Consider the following 21,379-nt stretch of genomic DNA (forward strand, 5'->3'; position numbering starts at 1 on the left):
GCTGCTGAGCTTCACCTACGATGCGATCGGCAATCTGCTGAGCAAGACGGGAACCGGCACCGGCACCGGCGCCTACGCCTACCCGACGCAAGGCGCGACGGCGATCCGGCCGCACGCCGTGCAGAGCATTCCAGGCATCGGTACCTTCACCTATGACGAAAACGGCAACCTCACCAGCGGTGCGAGCCGGACGCTGACGTGGACCAGCTTCGACATGCCCAAGCGGATCACCGAGGGCAGCGTGTGGAGCGAATTCACCTATGGCCCGGACCATCAGCGGACCAAGCAGCAGAAGCAGGACGGCAGCACGGTCTATTACGCGGGCGGCCAGGAAGTGGAGAACAAGGCCGGTGTGCTGACGGTCAAGACCTATTGGCCGCAAGGGTTGGGCGTCGAGATCGACGTGGTGAACGGCAGTACGACGACCACGTTGAACTGGACGCATCTGGACCGGCTGGGCAGCGTGATCGCGATCACCGATCTGAGCGGCAATCTGAAGGAGATGTTGGCTTACGACGCCTGGGGCAAGCGGCGGAGCCTGGATGGTGCCACGACGCTCGATACCCTCGATGGGGTGGTGGACAACAAGGGTTTCACCGGCCACGAGATGATGGATGGGCTGGACCTGGTGCACATGAACGGGCGGGTGTACGACCCGTTGGTGGCGCGGTTCATCAGCGCCGACCCGATCATCCAGGAGCCGGATTGGGGCAGAGTTATAATCGTTATACCTATGTTTGGAACAACCCGACGAATCTGATCGACCCGACAGGTTATGAAGTCGGTGTATCGCGATTGGAAGTTGTGGGCAGTCGCCGGCTCGGCAGCAATGTCGTATGCCAGGGAAGCGGCTGTGCGGGATTGTTGCAGGCATGGTCAAATGAGTTGAACCGACAGGGCACCCGATCGCTGCAGGCTGCGCGGGGCGCAATGACGGGGATGGCGCTGCGGGCGTTTGTATATGCGGGTGCTGTCGTCATGATTGCGATAGCGCCGAGCAATTTTAATCAGGACGCATGCCACGGCGGGGCACTGTGCCGGATTGATCCGGTAACCGGGAGTTGTCGGAGGCAGCCTATCGGCAATATGTGATGCAGCAAGCTACTGCAAAGAAGGAGGATGATGCGGATACTGTATCCGAAGACAAGCCAAGCCTGTTGGACGACAAAGGTGACAAGCACATACTTGACGGTGACGGGCCGAATAAAGGTGGCGGACACCGAGCGGGCACCGGAAAGCCGGGTAAGAGCGAGTTCCCAAGCAATTGGACTGACGACAAGATTCGCGGTGAAATTTCGGATGTCGCTACGGATCCAAATTCTGTACAGACACCACAGCAAGGCGGCCGAATCAAGGTTCAAGGCACACGTGACGGAATTGATATTACGGTGATCGTTGAGCCGGGCAGCAAAGGCGGACGTATCGTCACTGGTTTTCCAACTAACACTCCGAGAAACCCATGAAGCAAGATCTTCTAGAGAAAATTACAGTCCGCTTGCATGAGAATGCGACGAACTATTCTGTATTTCTTCATGCATATGAGGTGCCATATGTGCAGCAGGCCGATTCTGCTGCGCTTATTCGCACGGGGCTAGGGGTGGAGGCAGTCCTTGGTGGTGTCGATGAGGTAGAGGTGGGTGCAGTTTGCACCGAGGTGGAGGACGCACTGCTTTATCCGGGTGATGATGGCGCTGGACCGGGTAATCTGGTATTTCAAAATGAATTATTCATTGAGCTGCTAAACGAACTTAAAGGTGAAATTCGTCGGCTGGCTAGTGCTTCATTCAAGATAGAGCGCTTCTGGCTTCAAGACGGGCATCCCGCATATCCTGTTTTCTGGGATTTTGCATTTTTGTTTTGGGGAAAAGATAAGGCAACCCTCTTCATTGGGTCGAGTTCTGACTGAGGATGCGATGAACGTTGCGGTTATCGCTAGGTTGGTAGATATGGGCTTCCGGGTGGCTGCCAATGTGGGCGCTTCCAGAAACCGCCCTTTCCCCGCGCAGACGCCACACCGTCAATCTTGCTGCCCATTTCCTAGGCATCCCCGCCAAATCGATCCCCCATTTCCCGCCCTGGACCGGCTTTCGCCCCGTCCAGGACGCACCTCCGGCGTCAGAACGTCTTCACCCCTGCCTCCTTCAGCCAGCCCAGATGCTTCAGGTTGTACGTCGCCGCCTTCAACTGCAGTTGCAGCGCCGCACGCCTCAATCCGATGCACCGCAGTACCTTTCCGCCCAGCTGGCGCAATCCCGCGAACGGATGCTCGCCATGTGCCCGTATCCGCGCAATTCGGCGATTGCGTCGCGCCTGTGTCTCCGACAGCGGGCGATGCGGCTTGGCCCGGCGCTGGATGTGCTGCCGCGAGCCCTCCTCCCTGAGCCGATCGAGTTCCGTATACCCGCGGTCGGCATAGAGATCCCGGCTGGTGTTGTGCTCGTCGAGCACCTTCAGCAGGTGATTCTGGTCATTTTCATGGGCCGGACTGACGTGCAGCTTGTGGATAGGCTTGTAGCGCCGGTCAGTGCTGGCCGAGAGCTTGTAGCCAAAGTACGGCTTGCCGTGCTTCTCCGTCCAGCGCGCATCGACATCCTTGTGCGCGAGCTTCTTGTCCGGCCACCCGGCCGGCGTGTCGCCCCGCTTGATCTGCTCGTTCTCATCGCGCCGGTTACGCTGGATCGGCACCTGCACCAAGGTGGCATCGACGATCTGGCCGCAGCGCGCCAGATAACCCTGGGCCTGCAACTGGCGGTTGACCTCGTCGAAGATGGCCTGGCCCAGGCCGGCCTGGACCAGCTTCTCGCGGAAAGACCAGACGGTATTGCGATCCGGCACCTTGCCGCTGTCGCGGATGCCGAGGAAGCGCTGGAAGCTGGTGCGGTCGAGCACCTGGTATTCGAGCTGTTCGTCGGAGAGGTTGAAGCGCTGCTGGATGACGAGCAGGCGAACCATGAGCTCGGTGGGATAAGGCGGCCTACCGCCGAAGTAGCGATGAGGCCGGGGCAAAGCCTGATCGACAGCACCGGCCAACGCTGCGAAGTCGACGTGCTGGTCGAGCGATTGCAAGGGGGCGCCGAGCTTGGAGAGCTTGGCTTCACGTTCTTCGGCGGCGAACAGGCTGGGCATGGCGTGGCTTCAGGGTGCGGGGGCAGTGGATCATGCCGAGATTGGGGTGGTTTCTGGAAGTCCCCTCTAAGGTGCTAGCTATTGATTGTCTACCTTTTGTATGTGCTGAGTTAGCGCTCGCAACCCCTCATCCAATACCGTCGGCCCCGGCTGCAACAAAGTCGGCGCCGGCAATCCATGCACCTCGCCGTTCACCACCGCCGGAATCCCATCCCACCCCGGCCGCTCCGCCAGCGATTCCAGCGTGAAGCGCTGATTGCAACCGCTGGCGAAGATCAGCTCCGGCGCCCGCCGTACCACCTCTTGTGGATCGGCGATGACCCGATCGCGGCCCGCCGCGTGGTGCGACAGTTCGGCGAAGCAGTCCTCGCCGCCGGCCAGCGCGATCAGTTCCGATACCCACCTCGGCGCGCACATCAGCGGCGCATCCCATAGCTCGAAATACACGCGCGGCCGGCGCGGCAGCGTGGCGGCCTGGGCCGCCACCTCGTCCATGCCGGCCTGCAGGCGCGCGACCAGCTCGGCCGCCCGCGCCGTCTCGTCGACCATCGCGCCGAGCAGCTCGATCATGGCCAGGATGCCGGCGATGTCGCGCTGGTTGAACAGGTGCACCGCCAGCCCGGCGCGCGCCAGTTGGGCGGCCAGTTCGGCCTGCATGTCGGAATAGCACAGCACCAGGTCGGGTTCGAGGCGGGCGACCTGGGCGACGTCGGCGCTGGTGAAACCGCCCAGACGCGGCTTGTCGCGCCGCGCCTCGGGCGGTTGGCGGGCGAAGCCGGTGACGCCGACGATGCGGTCCTGCGCGCCGAGCCGGTAGAGCGTGTCCACCGTCTCGGCCGACAGGCAGGCGATGCGCCGCGGTCCTTTCATGCCGGCTCCCGGCGCCGTGCGCCGCTATCGATAGGTCAGTGTTGGTAACGCAAGGTCACGAAGAAGTTGCGGCCCTGCTGCACATAGTAGGCCGCGGTCTCGTACTGCTTGTCGAACACGTTGCCGACCCGCGCCTGCAACCGCCACTGCTTGGCGATGCGGTAGGCGGCGCGCAGGTCCAGCGTGGCGTAGCCACCCAGCCGCTGGCGGTTGCCGGCGTCGTCGTAGCGCGTGCCCTCGGCGTGCAGCGTGCCGCCCACTTCGAAATCGCCGAATTCGGCGCTCAGGTCGGTGTTGGCGACGCGCTTGGCGCGGCGCGCCAGCAGCTTGCCGTGATTGCCCTGCGAGCGGTTCTCCGGGTCGAGCCAGCTAAGGTTCTGCCGCAACTGCCAGCCGTCGCCGCGCCAGGCGTAGTCGATCTCGGCGCCGGTGATGCGCGCTTCGTCGATGTTGACCACGTTGAAGGCGCTGTCGTAGCCGATCAGCTCGTCGACGCGGGTCTGGAACAGGTTGACCGCCAGCCGGCCCAGGCCGTCGTAGCGCAAGCCGATCTCGGCGCTCTTGGAGCGTTCCGGGTCGAGCTCGGGATTGCTAAAGCCGGGGTAGTACAGGTCGTTGAAGCTCGGCGCCTTGAAGGCGGTGCCGTAGGAGGCGACCAGCCGCAGCGCTTCGCCCAACTGCCAGCCCCAGGCCAGGCTGCCGGTGGCGTGGCGGCCGAACTGCTCGTTGTCGTCGCTGCGCAGCGCCAGTTGCAGCGCATGGGCGCCGAATTCGCCGCGGTACTGGCCGAACAGGCCGAGGTTGTCGCGCTCGCTGCGGGTGTAGGCGGTGTCGCTGTCGACTTCGTCCTTGAGGTAGTCGGCGCCGAAGGTCAGGTGCTGATCCTGGCCCAGCGCGGCCTCGGCCTGTGCGCTCAGCGTGTCGCGGCGGGTGTCGAAGCGGCTGGCGTGCACGCCGTCCTTGGCGTTGTCCGACTTGTCCTCGCTGCGGCCGACGGTCAGCTCGCCGCGCAGGCCGCCGTCGCCCAGCTTCAGCGTGGCGCCGAGCGCCTGCTGCACGTTGTGGCTGCCGTTCTGGTAGTCGCCGTCGTAGTCGTTGTCCGACACCGCCTTGAGCCATTGCGCTTCGATCGCCACGGCCGGGCCGAAGCGATAGCCGCCGCGGATCGAGCCGTTGTCGTTGCGGTAGCCGTCGTCGTCCGGCTCGTTGGTGTAGCAGCCGCCGGCCAGGAAGGGCTTGCAGCTGTTGTCGCCGCGCGTCTCGAAGTGGCCGGCGCCGAAGCTGAGCCAGCCGTTGGCGTCGCCGAAGCCGATCTGGGCATCGGCGCGCGCGCTGTGCTCGCTGCCGCCGCCGAGGCTGGCGCTGAAGTGGTCGCCGCGTGCGCCGCGGGTGAAGACCTGGATCACGCCGCCGATCGCCTCGGAGCCGTACAGCGCGGCGCGCGGGCCGCGCACTACCTCGATGCGCTCGACGCGGTCGAGCGGGATGTCCTGCAGCGCGGCGCTGCCGGCGGTGGCCGAGCCGAGCTTGAGGCCGTCGACCAGCACCAGCACGTGGTCCGATTCGGTACCGCGCAGGAACAGCGAGGTGGTTTTGCCGACGCCGCCGTAGCTGGCCAGCGTGGCGCCGGGCACGGTGCGCAAGAGGTCGGGCAGCGACTGGGCCTGGCTGGCCTCGATGTCGCGGCGAGTGAAGACGGTGACCGGCGCCAGCGTGGCGTCGGCGGTCTCGGCCGCGCGGCTGGCGGTGACGACGATCTCGGGCTGGGCGGTTTCGGCGGCCAGCAGCGGCAGGGCCAGCAGCGGCAGCGTGAGGAAGGGGAGGGAAGCCGGGAGGCGGCGGAGTTTCATGGCGGGTTCCTTGACTGGCCCGCGCACCCCGCGCGGGCATTGGATTCGATGGAACGAACCACGTCGGAAGGAACCCGCGCCAGGACGGCGCGGCGGGCGCGCCGGCGGCTGGGTGGCCGCCGGGGAGGGCGGAACACGGCGGCACCGGCGCGACATCGCCCTCCGCGACGTCGTTCGCAGCGCCAGGCCGGTCTCCGGGCTCACGAGCGGATCATGCGATCCGGGGCAGCGCGCCTTCCCGTGCCGGGGCACAGTGGCATGAGGCGTTGCCTTGACTCGTCTACCGTTGCGGGGGCAGCGCCGGAATGGCCGCGAGGGGCGGCACCGGCTTCCCGTTTAATCCCGCGCGGACGCGGGACACCTGAAGCGAGGGCGGATGCTACGGGGGGCGGGGGGAGTGGCAAGGGCATAGATCAGTGAAAGGTGAAATGTGAAACGTGAAACGTGAAACGTGGACCCCATCCCCACCCCGGCCCTCCCTTGAAGGGGAGGGAGCAGCAGTGACGGACTGAACGAGCGCAGACGATGGAGCCATCGCTGCGCGCCTCCTCCCCTTCAAGGGGGAGGCCGGGAGGGGATGGGGTTACACCTCACGCCTAACCCCTCACACCTCACTCCCCGGGTTCCACCACCAACTGCACCGCCGCCCCGCGAACCGCGAAATCCCGTACTCGATCGGCAGCCCGGCCTCGTCGACATACACCGTCTCGAGATACAGCACCGGCTGGCTGGCCGGCTGGCGCAACTGCTGCGCCGTCTCGCGGCTCGGCAGCCGGGCGGTGATGCGGCTGAGCTTGCGTTCGAACCGCGCCACGCCGAAACGGGCCAGCGCCAGGTGGGTCTGGCCGAGCTCGGCATAGGCGGCGGCGAGGCCGGCGAAGCGCGGCAGCGGGAAGTACTGGGTGCAGACGCCGATCACCCGCTCGTCGGCGTCGACCAGGTCGAGCGAGTCGATCCGCAGCACCGCGGCGCCGGCCGGCAGCGCCAGCAGGGCCTGCACCTCGGCCCGCGCGACGGTGTCGGCGCTGTGCAGGATGCGGCTGCGGTCGACCCGCTGCTGCCCGGCCACGCTGTGCGCCAGCCGGCTGCGGCGGCCGACCTGGTAGTCGATCAGGTCCTCTCGCACGAAGGTGCCCTTGCCATGCAGCACCTCGACCAGGCCGCGCTCGGCCAGCGCCTTGACCGCCTGGCGCACGGTGTGGCGGTTCACGCCGAAGCGCTCGGCCAGCCCGGTCTCGTTGGGCAGGCGGCCGGCCAGCTGGCCGGCCAGGATCTCCTCGGCCAGGCTGTCTTCGATCTGGCGCCAGATGGCGGTGCCGCTGCGGCGGACGATGGCGGTGTCAGTCATGCGTGCTTGATGGGATGGCGTGATGCGGAAGCGTTCATTGTCGATCGGGGCGGCGCCGGCGGCTATGCGCTGGCGGCCAGATGCCGCTCGGCCAGCGCGAAGGCGATGCTCATGCCGACGCCGGCGGTGATCGCGACCGCCGTGACGCCGGCCTCGGGCTGCACGACTTCATAGGGATGCGGCCCGCTGGCATAGCAGCCGAGCCAGCGTTCGCGCACGGCCAGCCGGCGGCCGAGCAGCGTCTCGGCCAGCCCGAGCATCAGCCGGTCGATCGCCTCGTCGCCGAACGGCGAGGGCGTGCTGCCGTAGTGGTGCGAGTCGCCGACGATCAGCTCGCCGTGCGGATCGCCGGCCGCGCCGACCTGCTGCACGATCAGGTGGATGCCGTGCTCGAGCAGCAGCGGCTCGCGCTCGGCCACCCCGGCACGCAGCGCGGCCAGCCCGGCGCAATCGGCGAAGGCGCCGTAGTGCAGCGTCGACAGCCCGGTCATCAGCGCCGGCCCGAGCGCGAAGCCCGGCGACGCCAGCCGCAGCATCTGCAGCGTGCAGCGGCGCAGGCCGAGCGGGGCGAAGGCGGCCGGGTAGAGCGTCTGGAAATCGTGGCCGGCGCAGACGAAGACGCGCTCGGCGCGGTAGCTGCCGGCCGAGGTCGCCAGCCGCGGCGGCTCGATCGCATTGACCTGGCAGTCGTAGACGAAGCGCACGCCATGGGCCTCGGCCAGCCAGCGCGCCAGCGCCGGCAGGACGGCGCGGGCGTCGAGCGCGATCTCGGCGCCGCTGTAGAGGCCGCCGATGCCGTGCGCGCCATGGCCGGCGACCTCGGCCGCGCTCAGCAGCCGGGTGCCGTAGGCCGTGCCGCGGCGGTCCTGGAAGTCCTCCAGCACCGCCAGCTCGAGCGCATCGCGCGCCACCAGCAGCGCGCCGGCCGCCTTGTAGCTGCAGCCGGCTGCCGACAGCGCCGCCCGCCAGCGGGCGAGGCTGGCCTGCGCCAGTTCGAACAGGTCGCCGGGCGGCTGGCCGACCAGCAGGCCGAGGCCGAAATTGCGCACCGAGGCGCCGACCGCGCGTGCGTCGCGCTCGAACACGGTGACCGACAAGCCGCGCCGGGCGGCCGCCCAGGCATGCGCCAGGCCGACGATGCCGGCGCCGACCACCGCGACGTCGCAATGGGATTCAGTGCGCATGGCGGCCTCCACGGGCCGGCACGCGGCGGGCGGCTACTTGATCACGCAGCGGTTGCGGCCGCCGGCCTTGGCCAGGTAGAGCGCCTCGTCGGCCGTGCGCAGCGCGGCCTCGGGATGGGCATGCCGGCCCGGATCGGCCAGCGTGGCACCGACGCTGATGGTCAGGCTGCCGTGCTCGCTGCCGGCATGCGGGATCGCCAGCGCCTCGACCGCCGCGCGCAGCTGCTCGACCAGGGCCGGCAGCTCGGCGCCGTCCGGATGGTGCCAGAGCAGCACGAACTCCTCGCCGCCGTAGCGCGCCGCCATGTCGAACGGCCGCCGCGCCTGGCCGGCGATCGCGCCGGCCACCGCCTGCAGCGCGCGGTCGCCGGCGGCATGGCCGTACTGGTCGTTGAAGCGCTTGAAGTGGTCGACGTCGATCATCGCCAGCGCCAGCCAGCTGCCGTCGCGCTGGGTCTGCCGCCACAGGCGGTCGAGATGGGCGTTGAACGTGCGCCGGTTGTAGAGGCCGGTCAGGCCGTCGTGCTCGGCCAGCTCGCGCAGCAGCGCGGTCACCAGGAAATTGCTGCGCGCGCCGTGTTCGATGAAATAGCTGCCGACCGCGCCGACCATGTTGCCGCACAGCATGAGGACCAGGTGGAAGGTGCGCAGGCCGGCATCGGGCTGCAGATGCCATTCGAGCAGCGCGAACATGGCCAGGAGGCCCAGGTTGATCAGCAGCGCCCGCCACCACAGCAGCCAGGCGACGAAGTAGATGAACAGCGTCGCCAGCAGCAGGCCCTCGTAGGGAAAGGGCAGCCGGTTCGACATCGCCACCATCAGCGCGGCGTTGATGCTGATGCCGGCCATCAGCGCGGCCAGCGTCTGCAGCCGCTGCAGCCAGTCGTAGCAGGCCGGCCGGTAGCTGGCCCAGATGATGGCGAAGAACAGCGGCAGCACCAGGACGAAGCGGAAGGCCGTCAGCTCGATCCACAGATTGGCCGGCAGCATGCGGACGTTGACCACGGTGAACAGCCCGAACATCACGATGGCCAGCCCGGTGCTCCAGCGCACCCGCAGCAGGTGCGCGCGGGCATGGAAATGGCGGAACTCGCGTTCCAGCGGCGCGGCGAAGCGCAGCCAGCGATAACCCTGCGCCAGCTCGCGCCGGTAGGGGGAGCGGCCGCTGTCGCTCAACAGCTCGGGGTCGAGTTTCAGCATGGGGGGGCATCGAGTGGCGGACCATTTCAGTGTAGGGGGTTCAAATGATGTGAAAGGTGAAAAATGAAATGTGAAACGTGGTGAACCGTCGGTGATGCCTCCAGCATGGCGCTCCGGCCGCACCGGGTTTATGTAGGAGCGGCTTCAGCCGCGAATGCAGTTCCACAGGCGCAGTTCGCGGCTGAAGCCGCTCCTACGGTGATGCGCGACCGTTGCCGTGCAGCGCTGGTGACGCGCGAACCGTAATGCGGCGCCGCCGCACCTCGATCCGATGCCGCGCAGCGGCTGCCCCACGTTTCACATTTCACGTTTCACCGCATCTCAAGGCTTCTCCCCGGCACCGCGCCGCGCCGAGATCGCTTCCAGCGCCGCCGGCAGCTCCGCCACCGTGTCGATCACCACGTGGGCGCCGGCACGGGCCAATCTGGCGGCGGCGGCGTCGCGGCGCGACTGGCGTTCGGCCGGCGGCAGCGCATCGACTTCCGCTTCGGTCAGGCCCATCTCGTTGCCCGACAGCGCGAGGCCGACCGTCCACATGCCGGCGTTGAGGCCTTCGGCGATGCCGGGCACGGTGTCGTCGACCTTGACGCAGGCCGCCACCTGCCCGACGCCGAGCGCGATCACGTTGGCCAGCGCCATCCACGGGCCGGGCCGGCCGCCGGGCGGCAGGTCGTCGGTCGCCACCGCGTGGTCGGGCACGAAGCCCTGCGCCGCGGCCACCGGCAGCAGTGCGTCCATCACCGCGCGCGGATAGCCCGAGCACGAGCCGATGCGGATGCCGCGCGCGCGCAGCCCGGCCACCACGTCGAGCGTGCCGGGGATCAGCTGCGAGTAGGCGCCGACGCGGGCGATCTGCAGCGGCATGAAGGCGGCGTACAGCGCGTCGACGTCGGCGTGCGACATGGCGCGGCCGTGGCGCGCCTGCCAGCGCGCGGCGACCTCGGGCTGGCGGCCCAGCGCGGCGATGTGGTCCCACTTGGCCAGGCCCATGGGCCGGCGCGCCTCGGCCAGGTCGATCTCGACGCCGAAGCCGGCGAAGGCGTCGATCAGCACCTGGGTCGGGGCGAAGGAACCGAAGTCGACCACGGTACCGGCCCAGTCGAAGATGACGGCTTCGATGGGCATGGGGCGGCTGTCTGGGGGCATGGTTGTCTCGTTTGATTGGAATGAGTGAGGCGGTTTGTACGGAATCGAATGAAGCGGTTTGGTCTGTATCGGGGGGACGCGCTGCGCGTCGCAGTTGGTGAGATTTCACTGCCCGAGGCAACTGGCGCGGCCCACCCTCTCCCGCCGGGAGAGGGCAGGGTGAGGGAGCGTCGGTTCCGCGAGTGCTGCCGGTTCCAGCGTGCTTGTTCTTGGCATCGGCAAGCATGTTGTCGGCAGTCCCGGCAGTGATGGGCTGAACCGTCGCTCCCTCACCTTACGCCGGGCGCCCCCAACCCATCTCCCGGTGGGAGAGGGGCTAAGCCAGGTCTTGAGATCGGCGGCGGGCCTCAATCGTCCAGCCGCTCGACCTGCAAGCCCATCTCCCTCAACGCCAGCCCCATCGCCGCCACCGCCGCCTCGATCTGGCCGCGGCCGATGGCGCCGATGCAGCCGACGCGGAAGGTCTCGATCTCGGTCAGCTTGCCGGGATACAGCACGAAGCCCTGTGCTTTGACGCGCTGGTAGAAGTCGCGGAAATCCCAGCCCGGCTGGTCGGGCGAATGCACGGTGACGATGATCGGCGCCTGGATCTCGGCCGGCAGGAAGGCGTGCAGGCCGAGCGCGGCCAGGCCGTCGATCAGCGCCGCGCAGTTGTCCCGGTAGCGCGCCAGCCGTGCCGGCTGGCCGCCCTCGGCGTCGTACTGGTCGAGCGCGGCCGCCAGCGCGGCGACCACGTGGGTCGGCGGGGTGTAGCGCCACTGGCCGGTCTGCTCCATGTAGTTCCACTGGTCGTGCAGGTCGAGCGACAGCGAGGGCGCGTTGCCGCCGCTGCCGGCCAGCGCGTCGCGCCGCACCAGCACGAAGCCCATGCCGGGCACGCCCTCGAGGCATTTGTTGGCCGAGGCCACCACCGCCTCGAACGGCGTGTCGACGGCCGACAGCGGCAGCGCGCCGAAGGCGCTCATGGCGTCGACGATCAGCCTGCGGCCGGCGGCGGCCACCGCCGCGGCGATCTCGGCCAGCGGGTTGAGGATGCCGGTGCTGGTCTCGCAGTACACCACCCCGACGTGGCTGATGGCCGGATCGGCCGCCAGCGCCGCGGCGACGCGGCCGGGTTCGACCGGCGAGGTCTCGCCGAAGTCGAGCGGCACCACCTCGCGGCCCATGATCTGGGCCAGCCGCACCATGCGGCGGCCGTAGGCGCCGTTGACCAGCACCAGCAGCCGGCCGCCGCGCGGCACCAGGGTGCCGACCGCCGCCTCGACCGCGAAGGTGCCCGAGCCTTGCAGCGGCACGCAGGTGTAGTCGTCGCCGCCGTCGACCAGCGCGACCAGCCGTTGCCGCACGCGGGCGGTCAGCGCATTGAATTCGCCATCCCACGAGCCCCAGTCGCGCAGCATGGCGCTGCGGGTGGCGAGGCTGGTGGTGAGGGGGCCGGGGTAAGCAGGATGGGATCCATGGTGTGAGGGGTAAGGTGTGAGGGGTGAGGGGTCGGGTAGTGGTGGGATAGGTGAGGTGTGAGGAGCAAGGCGTGAGGTGCAACCCCATCCCCACCCCGGCCCTCCCTTGAAGGGGAGGGCGCAGGGCAGTGGTGGGAACAAGGGCGCAGGAGGTCGGTGGGGATGCGCCCCGCTCCTCCCCCTTCAAGGGGGAGGCTGGGAGGGGATGGGGTTGCACCTCACGCCTTACTCCTCACGTTTTTCCACTTCTGCAACCGTTTGTTCCCCACCACCCCGCCAAGTTCATCAGCAAGGTGGCTGCCAGGGCGCTGGCGACGATCAGCGTGGCCATCGCGGCCGCCGCGGCGGTGTCGCCGGCGTCGTCCATGTTCAGCACCGCCACCGAGGCCAGCACCGTGTCGGGGGTGTAGAGGAAGATCACGCAGCTCACCGTGGTCAGCGCCGAGACGAACAGCAGCCGCGCGATGTCCAGCAGCGCCGGCAGGCAGATCGGCAGCGTGACGCGGCGGAAGGTGGTCCACCACGGCCGGCGCAGGCTGGCCGCCACCGCCTCGATCTCGCCGTCGAGCTGGCGCAGCGCGGTGGTCGCGGTCAGGTGGGCGGTCGTATAGAAGTGGGCGACGGTCGAGGCGACCAGGATCGCCAGCGTGCCGTACAGGCCGTGCAGCGGATTGCCCGGCGCGTTGAAGCAGAAGATGTAGCCCAGGCCCAGCACCAGCCCCGGCACCGCCATCGGCAGCAGCGCCAGCGCGCGGATGCAGTGCGCCGCCAGCCGCGGCGCCGGCGTCTTCTCGACCAGGTAGGCGGTGCCGAACACCATCGCGCTGCCGGCCAGCGCGGTCAGCGCCGCGAGCTTCAGGCTGTTGCCGAAGGCCAGCCAGCCGCCGCCGTCGAGATTGTCGAAATCGTAATGCGCCAGCGTGAAGCCGAGCCGGTAGGGCCACAGCTCCATGAAGCTGGCCGCCACCGCGGTGCCCAGCAGCGCCAGCAGGGCGAGCGCGATCGCACCGCAGCCGAGCCCCAGCAATCCGTCGCGCAGCGGGTTGCGGCGCGGCGCGTAGGCCACCGAACGGCCGCTGAGCGCGGCGCCGCGGCCGCGCGCCAGCCGCCGTTCGGCGACGAAGGACAGCAGCGCCGGCAACAGCAGCAACAGGCCGACCACCGCGCCGCGGCCGAACTGCTGCTGGCCGATCACCTGCTTGTAGGCCTCCAGCGCCAGCACGTTGGTGTGGCCGCCGATCACCTTGGGCACGCCGAAATCGGTCACCGCCAGGGTGAACACCACCATGGCGGCCGAGGCCAGGCCATAGCGGATATGGGGCAGCGTCACCGTCAGGAAGCGGCGCAGCTTGCCGGCGCCCAGCGTCTCGGCCGCCTCGTAGAGCCGCGCGTCGGCCACGCCCAGCGCGGTGAGCAGGATCAAGAGCGCGTGCGGAAAGGTATAGAACGCCTCGCCCAGCACGATGCCGAGCGGGCCGTAGATGCTGGCGCCGCCGAGCCAGGACCTGAGCAGGCCCTGGTTGCCGAACAGGTAGACCAGCGAGATCGCCGGCAGCAGCGAGGGAGCCAGCAGCGGCGCCAGCGCCAGCGTGCGCAGCAGCGGCCTGGCGCGCACGCGCGAGCGGGTCAGCGCGAAGGCGTACAGCAGCGCCGGCGGCAGCACCAGCGCGGTGGTGGCGAGCGCCAGGCCCAGGCTGTTGAGCGTGGCGTCGACCAGCCTCGGCTCGGCCAGCAGCGCCGCGGCCTGGCCCAGTCCGCCGGGGCCGTCGACCGCCTTGAGCAGGATGCTGGCCAGCGGCCAGGCGACGAAGACCAGCAGCAAGGCGGCCGCCAGCCAGGCCAGCGCCCGGGCCGGGCGCTGGTCGGCGGCCAGCGCGGCCGGGCGGTGCAGCGCCAGCGTGCTCATGCGGCCTCCGCGAACAGGCGCAGCCGGCCCGGCGGCAGCCGCAGCGGCACCCGCTGGCCCGGCAGCAGCACCTCGAGGCCCGGATCGTTCGGGCCGAGCTCGGCCTGCAGCGCGATCTGGCGCGCGCCGCCGAGCGACAGCGTGGCGCGGCGCGCGCTGCCCATGAAATCGACCCGTTCGACGAAGGCCATCTGCGCGCCCGGCGTCCAGCGCGCGTCGATGCGCACGTCCTCGGGCCGGCAGAACAGCGCGGCGCGGCCGCCGCGCAGTTCCGCCGCGGCCGGCGGCAGCGCGAGCACGACGCCGGCCAGGCGGACGGCGCCGGCGGCGTCGACCTCGACCGGCAGCCAGTTGGCGCGGCCGACGAAGCCGGCCACGAAGCGGCTGGCCGGCGCGCCGTACACCTCGGCCGGCGTGCCGACCTGCTCGATGCGGCCGCCGTTCATCACCGCCAGCGTATCGGCCAGCGCCAGCGCCTCCTCCTGGTCGTGGGTCACCATCAGGGTGGTGACGCCGAGCTTCTGCTGCAGCGCGCGCAGCTCGCGCCGCAAGTGTTCGCGCACCTGGGCGTCGAGCGCCGACAAGGGCTCGTCGAGCAGCAGCAGGCTGGGCGAGGTGGCCAGCGCGCGCGCCAGCGCCACGCGCTGCTGCTGGCCGCCCGACAGCTGGCCCGGGTAACGCGCCGCGCAGCCGGCCAGGCCGACCAGGTCGAGCAGCTCGGCCACCCGGCGCGCCTTGTCGGCGCGGCCGGTGACGAGGCCGTAGCCGACGTTGGCGGCGACGTCGAGATTGGGGAACAGCGCGTAGGACTGGAACACGATGCCGTAGTCGCGCCTGGCCGGCGGCAGCGCGCCGATGTCGCGGCCGGCCAGCCAGAGCCGGCCGGCGTCCTGCGCCTCCAGTCCGGCCAGGATGCGCAGCAGGGTGGTCTTGCCGCAGCCCGAGGGGCCGAGCAGGCAGACGAACTCGCCGCGGCGGATCGACAGGTCGATGCCGGCCAGCGCGGTGAAGTCGCCGAAGCGCTTGGCGATGCCGTCGAAGCGCAGCCAGCCGGCGGCGTCGCCGGCCGCGGCCGTGGCGGGGAAGGGGAGTTCGGTCGGCTTCATGTGGCGGTGGTCCGCATGGTTGGAGTGAGCGGGGGCATCGTCGCGGCCGGTGTCGTAGGAGCGGCTTCCGCCGCGAAGGGCCGGCCGTGCCGATCCGCCGGTTCGCGGCCGAAGCCGCTCCTACATGGGGCGATCGGCATCGCCGGCTCCGGGTGTGTCGGCGTTGCCGGCCGTTGTCGCCGCCAGGCGTTCGAGCAGCGGCAGGTAGGCGTCGAGATCGGCGACGACCAGGCCGGCCACCTTGGCCGCGTCGTCGCAGCGCCGCAGCGCGATCGCCGCGGCGGCATGCGGCCGGGCCAGGAAGGCAGCGGCCTCGTCTTCGCTCATCGGTCCGCCCTGCAGCGCCAGGCTCGCCTGCGAGGCCGGCGACAGCGCCGCGCGGTAGCCCGGCTCGGCCCGGCACAGGTAGCGCTTGGCCGCCACGTGCAGGCCGATCGGCTCGACCACCGCCTCGCCGAACAGGCCGCGCAGGAAGGGTAGTGCGCGGTACTGGTGCAGGTCGTCGTCGCCGTTCGCCAGCGCGTCGTCGGACTGCTCGCTCAGCAGGTGGCCGAGGTCGTGCAGCAGGCAGGCGGCCACCAGCGCGTCGGGCAGGCCGGCGGCGCGGGCGAAGTGGGCGGCCTGCAGCGCATGCGCGCGCTGGCTGACCGCCTCGCCGCCGTAGAGCCGGCGGCCGGCGCCGGCGTACAGCGCGACGAGGTCGGGGAGGGTGAGGGCCATGGTGGTCGGTGCGCCGTTGCGGCGATGTGCTCGTCCATGCAGAAAGAAACCGCTTTACCGCGGAGGACGCAGAGGACGTGGAGTAGGAAGGGCCAAAGCCAAGGCGTTACAGCCTTTCCTCTGCGTCCTCGGCGTCCTCTGCGGTAAGAACGCCGTAGACGCCGTGCTTACTTCTTCGGCTCCGACTTGCCGTCATAGCGCCGTGTCCATTCGGCCAGGATGCGTTCGCGGTTGGCCGCGGCCCACTTCAGGTCCTGCTTGACCAGCAGCTGCTCGTAGTTGGCCGGGATATGGGCGTTGGGCTTGGCCACGCCGGGATAGGCGACGATGGCGAAGTTCTTCTCGTACAGCTCGTTGGCCTGCTTCGACGCCGACCAGTCGGCCAGCTTCCTGGCCGCCTCGAGGTTCTTGCTGCCCTTCATCACCGCGGTGGCCTCGACGTCCCAGCCCAGGCCTTCCCTGGGGAACACCAGGTCGATCGGTGCGCCCTCGTTCTTGAGCTTGGCGCCGCGGTATTCGAAGGCGATGCCGACCGGGAATTCGCCGGCGGCCGCCTGCTTGCACGGCTTGGAGCCCGAGTGGGTGTACTGGGCGATGTTGTCGTGCAGCTTGTCCATATAGGCCCAGCCGTCCTTCTCGCCGAAGGTCTGCAGCCAGGCGCTGACGTCGAAGTAGCCGGTGCCGGACGAGGCCGGGTTCGGCATCACGATGCGGCCCTTGTATTCGGGCTTGAGCAGGTCGCGCCAGCTCTCGGGCTTCTTGATGCCGAGCTTGGCGGCCTCGACGGTGTTGAAGCAGATGGTTGCGCCCCACACGTCCATGCCGACCCAGGCCGGCGGATTGGCGCTGTCGACGTAGCGCGGCGCGAGCTTGTCGACCCCCTTGGGCGCGTAGGGCAGCAGCATGCCTTCCTTGTCGAGCAGCAGCAGCGAGCTGGCGGCCACGCCCATCACCACGTCGGCCTGCGGCGCGGCCTTCTCGGCCAGCAGCTTGGCGGTGACGATGCCGGTCGAGTCGCGCACCCAGCGGATCTTCACGTCGGGATGCTCGGCTTCGAAGCCGGCCTGGTAGGCCTTGAGCTGGTCGGCCTCGAGCGCGGTGTAGACGGTCAGCGTGGTCTCGGCACGGGCGGCGCCGGCGGCGAGCAGGGCGGCGCACAGCGCGGCCAGCGGCATGGTCAGGGGCGGACGGACATCGGGGGCTCCTCGGGAGTGGGATGGCTCGCGGTCGCATTCGACCGGCTGGCCGCACTCTAGGGGAGGCGTATTACCTCGTTGTGACGTCTAGATGACTTGGGGTTTTCGAGCGGAGATCGGCTTCCAAGGGCGCTTGGGCGGCCCTCCTGGCCGTGTTGCAGTGCACGATCGATGGCCGCCGCGCGGCGAGCGGGGGCGCATCGGCGGCGATGGCCCGCCCGCTGGCGGAAAATCCCGCCCTGCCGGCCGGAGCGAGGCGGGTACAGTGTTGCGCGGATGCCGACGGCGGTGCTTCGAACACTGCGCGAGCCCGGTTCGGACCGCTCCCCGGCCATGCCGCGCAATCCAGCTGGCATGCTGCATTGCAGCGAAAATCGGGGCGGAAAATCGCCCCGATGCTGGCGTATAACAACATGTCGCTTTTTGGCAATCGCAGCGACGCTGACGCGGGCTTACAATCGGCCCCGGTTCCGGTTCTTCGACTGGCCACAAGCTGGCCTCGCCCGGCCCGTACGCATCCATAACGAGGAGTATTTGCTGATGAAGAAAACCGTTCTGCTGGGCGCCATCGCCCTGGCGATGTCCGTAGCCGCCTCGGCCAAGGACTGGAAGGAAGTCCGCGTTGCCATCGATGCGACTTACAAGCCCTTCACCTACAAGACGCCCGACGGCAAGCCCACCGGCTTCGACGTGGACATCGCCAACGCGCTGTGCGCCGAGATCAAGGCCAAGTGCGTGTTCGTCGAGCAGGCCTGGGACGGCATGATCCCCGGCCTCAACGCCAAGAAGTACGACGCCATCATCTCCTCGATGTCGATCACCGACGAGCGCAAGAAGTCGGTCGACTTCACCGACAAGTACTACAACACCCCGTCGCGCGTGGTGGTGAAGCTCGACAAGAAGGTCGACGGCACGCCCGCCAGCCTCAAGGGCCTGAAGATCGGCGTGCTCAAGGGCTCGACCCAGGAGAAGTACGCCAAGGGCGAACTCGAGTCGTCCGGCGTGAACGTGGTGCCGTACGAAGCGCAGGACCAGGTCTACCTCGACATCAAGGCCGGCCGTCTCGACGGCACCGTGGCCGACACGGTCGAAGTCTACGAAGGCTTCCTCAAGACTCCGGACGGCAAGGGCTACGGCTTCGTCGGCCCGGTGCTGAACCAGCCCAAGTACTTCGGCATCGGCGCCGGCGTCGCGATCCGCAAGAGCGACACCGACCTGCGCGACAAGCTGAACGCCGCCATCAAGGCCATCCGCGGCAACGGCGTGTACAAGAAGATCAACGACAAGTACTTCAACTTCGACGCCTACGGCGCCTAATACCTTAGGCTGTCCGACCCGAGGCGGTGCGATCAGCGACCGGATCGCGCCGCCTTTTTCGTTTCAGGGCCGCTGCCGGCGGCCATCCATAAGCCGGGACCTGCGCTACGCTTGATGCGTGCGGTACCACCCGGTCCGTGTCTACCACGGAGACGACATGCAAGACTACATCTTCAATATCCTGCAGGGCTCGGTGATGACCCTCGAGGTGGCGCTCGGTTCGCTGCTCGTGGCGGTCGTGCTGGGTCTCTTGGGCGCGGTGGCGAAGCTGTCGCCGAACCGCCTCCTGTCCTTCGTCGCGACCGGCTATTCGACCGTGATCCGCGGCATTCCCGATCTCGTGCTGATGCTGCTGATCTTCTACGGCGGCCAGATCGGCCTCAACCACGTGCTCGAGGCCTTCGGCTACGAGGAATACGTCGAGATCAACCCGTTCGTCGCCGGCGTGCTGACCATCGGTTTCATCTACGGCGCCTACATGACCGAGACCTTCCGCGGCGCCATCATCGCGATCCCCAAGGGGCAGATGGAAGCCGGCTACGCCTTCGGCATGAGCAAGCCGCGGGTGTTCTTCCGCATCACCGTGCCGCAGATGATCCGCTTCGCGCTGCCGGGCTTCACCAACAACTGGCTGGTGCTGATCAAGGCCACCGCGCTGGTTTCCATCCTTGGCCTGCCCGACATGACCATGCTGGCCAAGCAGGCCGCCTCGGCCGCCCGTTCGCTCACGCCGATGGCCCCGATGCTGTTCTTCCTGTTCACCGGCGGCATCTACCTCGTCTTCACCACCATCTCGCTGGTGGCGCTCAAGCAACTCGACCGCAAGTTCTCGATGGGCGTGCGCAGGGGAGAATTCTGATGCAGTTCGACGTCATCCTCGAACCCGCGGTACTCAAGCTGTTCGGCAAGGGCATCGTCACCGCGCTGGAACTGCTGATCATCTCGCTGGCGGTCGGCGGCTTCCTGGCGCTGCCGCTGGCCATCATGCGCGTCTCGCGCAACAAGTTCGTCTCGCTGCCGGTATGGCTCTACACCTACGTGATGCGCGGCACGCCGATGCTGGTGCAGGTCTACCTGATCTACTACGGCGTGGCCCAGCTCGAATGGGTGCAGCAGCACTGGGACACGGTCTGGCCGTGGACCTACTTCAAGGAGCCGATGTTCTGCGCGGCGTTCGCCTTCGCGCTCAATACCTGCGCCTACACCACCGAAATGCTGGCCGGCGCGATCCGCGAGACCAACTACGGCGAGATCGAGGCGGCCAAGGCGATGGGCATGAGCAAGTGGCAGGCGATGCGCCGCATCATCCTGCCCTCGGCGATGCGCCGCACGCTGCCGTCCTACAGCAACGAGGTGATCATGATGCTGCACGGCACCTCGCTGGCCAGCACGGTGCCGGCGCTGCTCGACATCACCGGCGCGGCGCGCTCGGTCTACTCGGACTACTACCTGCCGTTCGAGGCCTTCATCACCGCCGGCCTGATCTACATGGTGCTGACCTTCAGCCTGGTCGGGCTGTTCAAGCTGGCCGAGAAGCGCTGGCTGGCCTATCTGCAGCCTCGCAAACATTGAGGCCGACATGAAGCGAAATGTCATCGCAACAGGTCGACTCGCGGCGCAGGCGCCCGGCATAGCCGTGCGCTTGCGGGCAGTACCGGCTGAAACGTCGGCCTCCCTTGATTTATTCCAACTCCCCCGCCCTCGCCGCCCCGGGTCCCCGTAAAGTCGAAGACTTTATGGGGTGGATCAAGAGGGAGCCTCGCGGCGCTCGGGTGTGGACGTTACAACGGGAAGTGAGGCGAGCATGAGGATCGAACGACATCGCCTGCTGAGCTCGAGCCTGGGCACTGCGCGCGAACTGGTCAGCCTGCACTACGGTACGCCGGGCCAGGGCGAGAAGGTCTACCTGCAGGCCAGCCTGCACGCCGACGAGCTGCCCGGCATGCTGGTGCTGCACCACCTGCGCCGCCTGGTGGCGGCGGCCGAGGCGCGCGGCGAAGTGCGCGGCGAGATCGTCATGGTGCCGGTGGCCAACCCGGTCGGCCTCGCCCAGAACCTGATGCAGGCGCAGATGGGACGCTTCGAGTTCTCCAGCGCCGAGAACTTCAACCGCCACTATCCGGACTTCCTGGCGCTGATCGGTGCCGACATCGAAAACCGGCTCGGCGTCGACGAAGCCGCCAACAAGCGCGCCATCCGCGGCGCGATCGGCGCGGCGCTGGCCGCCATGCGGCCGGCCACCGAGCTGGCCTCGCTGCGCCATACGCTGGTCTCGCTGTCGTTCGATGCCGACGTGCTGCTGGACCTGCACTGCGACTACGAAGCGGTGATGCACGTCTACACCGAGACGCCCTACCTGGCGCAGGCCGAGCCGCTCTACCGCCACCTCGGCGCGCAGACCGTGCTGCTGGCGAAGGGCTCGGGCGGCGCTTCGTTCGACGAGGCGCAGAGCGCGGTGTGGTGGCAACTGCAGGAGAAGTTCGGCGGCCGCTACCCGATCCCGCTGGCCTGCTTCTCGGCCACGGTCGAATTGCGCGGCCAGTCCGACGTCGACCACGAGCACGCGGCCGGCGATGCGGCGCGGCTGTACGCCTACCTGCAGCACCGCGGCGTCATCGCCGGCACGCCACCCGCGCTGCCGGCCGCGCTGTGCGAGCCGACCCCGCTCGCCGGTTCCGAGACGCTGCACGCGCCGCATGCCGGCGTGATCGCCTTCCTCAAGCGGGTCGGCGAACGGGTCGAGGCCGGCGAGGTGGTGGCCGAGATCGTCGATCCGCTCGAAGACCGCGTCACCGCGGTGCGCGCGACCGTCGCCGGGCTGCTCTATGCCCGCGAGAACCGCCGCTACGCGGTGGCCGGCATGGACCTGTGCAAGGTGGCCGGCGCCGTCGCATTCCGCTCGGGCTATCTGCTGAGCGCATAGATCAATACGGCCGTTCCCTTGGCGGGG

At 68.6% G+C, this 21,379-nt stretch carries 19 protein-coding genes and 1 riboswitch; of the genes, 7 read left to right on the top strand and 12 right to left on the bottom strand.

Annotated elements, in window-relative coordinates; translation table 11 throughout:
- The first annotated feature begins 502 nt into the window (after positions 1–502).
- The 3 genes from H9L41_RS26425 to H9L41_RS10430 all read left to right on the top strand — a co-directional run bounded on the left by H9L41_RS26425 (position 503) and on the right by H9L41_RS10430 (position 1,906).
- Positions 503–760 (top strand): RHS repeat-associated core domain-containing protein, encoded by a 258-nt coding sequence (locus H9L41_RS26425; protein ID WP_265584040.1) that lies wholly within the window; start codon positions 503–505, stop codon positions 758–760.
- Between the two features lie 331 nt (positions 761–1,091).
- On the top strand, positions 1,092–1,463 hold the full coding sequence (locus tag H9L41_RS10425) for an EndoU domain-containing protein (RefSeq protein ID WP_187523802.1): 372 nt from the start codon (positions 1,092–1,094) through the stop codon (positions 1,461–1,463).
- A complete protein-coding gene (locus H9L41_RS10430; RefSeq protein WP_157462145.1) occupies positions 1,460–1,906 on the top strand; it encodes a hypothetical protein in 447 nt (148 codons plus the stop codon). Before H9L41_RS10425 ends, H9L41_RS10430 begins: the two co-directional genes overlap by 4 nt.
- A gap of 209 nt (positions 1,907–2,115) precedes the next feature.
- Here H9L41_RS10430 and H9L41_RS10435 read toward each other — a convergent pair whose 3' ends face one another.
- The 12 genes from H9L41_RS10435 to H9L41_RS10490 form a co-directional block, all read right to left on the bottom strand.
- On the bottom strand, positions 2,116–3,126 hold the full coding sequence (locus H9L41_RS10435) for an IS5 family transposase (protein WP_028448058.1): 1,011 nt from the start codon (positions 3,124–3,126) through the stop codon (positions 2,116–2,118).
- Between the two features lie 78 nt (positions 3,127–3,204).
- Positions 3,205–3,996, bottom strand: a complete 792-nt coding sequence (locus H9L41_RS10440) for a cobalamin-binding protein (RefSeq protein ID WP_028448057.1) — start codon at positions 3,994–3,996, stop codon at positions 3,205–3,207.
- A gap of 35 nt (positions 3,997–4,031) precedes the next feature.
- Positions 4,032–5,846, bottom strand: coding sequence for a TonB-dependent vitamin B12 receptor (gene btuB, locus H9L41_RS10445; protein ID WP_034608200.1), 1,815 nt, complete (start codon positions 5,844–5,846; stop codon positions 4,032–4,034).
- A 168-nt stretch (positions 5,847–6,014) separates the two neighbouring features.
- Positions 6,015–6,226, bottom strand: a riboswitch (cobalamin riboswitch).
- Positions 6,227–6,450: 224 nt separating this feature from the next.
- Positions 6,451–7,194, bottom strand: coding sequence for a phosphonate metabolism transcriptional regulator PhnF (gene phnF, locus H9L41_RS10450; RefSeq protein WP_187523803.1), 744 nt, complete (start codon positions 7,192–7,194; stop codon positions 6,451–6,453).
- 62 nt (positions 7,195–7,256) lie between these two features.
- On the bottom strand, positions 7,257–8,378 hold the full coding sequence (locus H9L41_RS10455) for a TIGR03364 family FAD-dependent oxidoreductase (RefSeq protein WP_028448054.1): 1,122 nt from the start codon (positions 8,376–8,378) through the stop codon (positions 7,257–7,259).
- Positions 8,379–8,411: 33 nt separating this feature from the next.
- Positions 8,412–9,578, bottom strand: coding sequence for a GGDEF domain-containing protein (locus H9L41_RS10460; protein ID WP_051319418.1), 1,167 nt, complete (start codon positions 9,576–9,578; stop codon positions 8,412–8,414).
- A gap of 321 nt (positions 9,579–9,899) precedes the next feature.
- Positions 9,900–10,703, bottom strand: coding sequence for a phosphonoacetaldehyde hydrolase (gene phnX, locus H9L41_RS10465; protein ID WP_034608199.1), 804 nt, complete (start codon positions 10,701–10,703; stop codon positions 9,900–9,902).
- Positions 10,704–11,071: 368 nt separating this feature from the next.
- Positions 11,072–12,124, bottom strand: a complete 1,053-nt coding sequence (locus H9L41_RS10470; RefSeq protein ID WP_187523804.1) for a 2-aminoethylphosphonate--pyruvate transaminase — start codon at positions 12,122–12,124, stop codon at positions 11,072–11,074.
- A gap of 292 nt (positions 12,125–12,416) precedes the next feature.
- Positions 12,417–14,090, bottom strand: coding sequence for a putative 2-aminoethylphosphonate ABC transporter permease subunit (locus tag H9L41_RS10475; RefSeq protein WP_187523805.1), 1,674 nt, complete (start codon positions 14,088–14,090; stop codon positions 12,417–12,419).
- Positions 14,087–15,196, bottom strand: a complete 1,110-nt coding sequence (locus H9L41_RS10480) for a putative 2-aminoethylphosphonate ABC transporter ATP-binding protein (protein WP_028448049.1) — start codon at positions 15,194–15,196, stop codon at positions 14,087–14,089. The genes H9L41_RS10475 and H9L41_RS10480 overlap by 4 nt, the downstream gene beginning before the upstream one ends.
- Positions 15,197–15,316: 120 nt before the next feature.
- On the bottom strand, positions 15,317–15,916 hold the full coding sequence (locus tag H9L41_RS10485) for a phosphonate degradation HD-domain oxygenase (RefSeq protein ID WP_051319417.1): 600 nt from the start codon (positions 15,914–15,916) through the stop codon (positions 15,317–15,319).
- Between the two features lie 167 nt (positions 15,917–16,083).
- Entirely contained in the window at positions 16,084–17,091 is a 1,008-nt protein-coding gene (locus tag H9L41_RS10490) for a putative 2-aminoethylphosphonate ABC transporter substrate-binding protein (protein ID WP_187523806.1), read from the bottom strand.
- Between the two features lie 561 nt (positions 17,092–17,652).
- Here H9L41_RS10490 and aotJ point away from each other — a divergent pair.
- The 4 genes from aotJ to H9L41_RS10510 all read left to right on the top strand — a co-directional run bounded on the left by aotJ (position 17,653) and on the right by H9L41_RS10510 (position 21,352).
- A complete protein-coding gene (gene aotJ / locus H9L41_RS10495) occupies positions 17,653–18,429 on the top strand; it encodes an L-arginine-binding protein AotJ (RefSeq protein ID WP_028448047.1) in 777 nt (258 codons plus the stop codon).
- Between the two features lie 157 nt (positions 18,430–18,586).
- The gene (locus tag H9L41_RS10500) at positions 18,587–19,288 is read left to right on the top strand and encodes an ABC transporter permease (protein WP_028448046.1); all 702 of its coding nucleotides are present in this window, start codon (positions 18,587–18,589) and stop codon (positions 19,286–19,288) included.
- Positions 19,288–20,001: an ABC transporter permease gene (locus H9L41_RS10505; RefSeq protein ID WP_034608197.1), complete on the top strand. Its 714-nt coding sequence runs from the start codon at positions 19,288–19,290 to the stop codon at positions 19,999–20,001. The genes H9L41_RS10500 and H9L41_RS10505 overlap by 1 nt, the downstream gene beginning before the upstream one ends.
- Positions 20,002–20,233: 232 nt before the next feature.
- The gene (locus H9L41_RS10510) at positions 20,234–21,352 is read left to right on the top strand and encodes a M14 family metallopeptidase (protein WP_028448045.1); all 1,119 of its coding nucleotides are present in this window, start codon (positions 20,234–20,236) and stop codon (positions 21,350–21,352) included.
- The last annotated feature ends 27 nt before the right edge of the window (positions 21,353–21,379 follow it).

The organism is Chitinimonas koreensis (assembly GCF_014353015.1).
Classification (GTDB): Bacteria; Pseudomonadota; Gammaproteobacteria; order Burkholderiales; family Chitinimonadaceae; genus Chitinimonas; species Chitinimonas koreensis.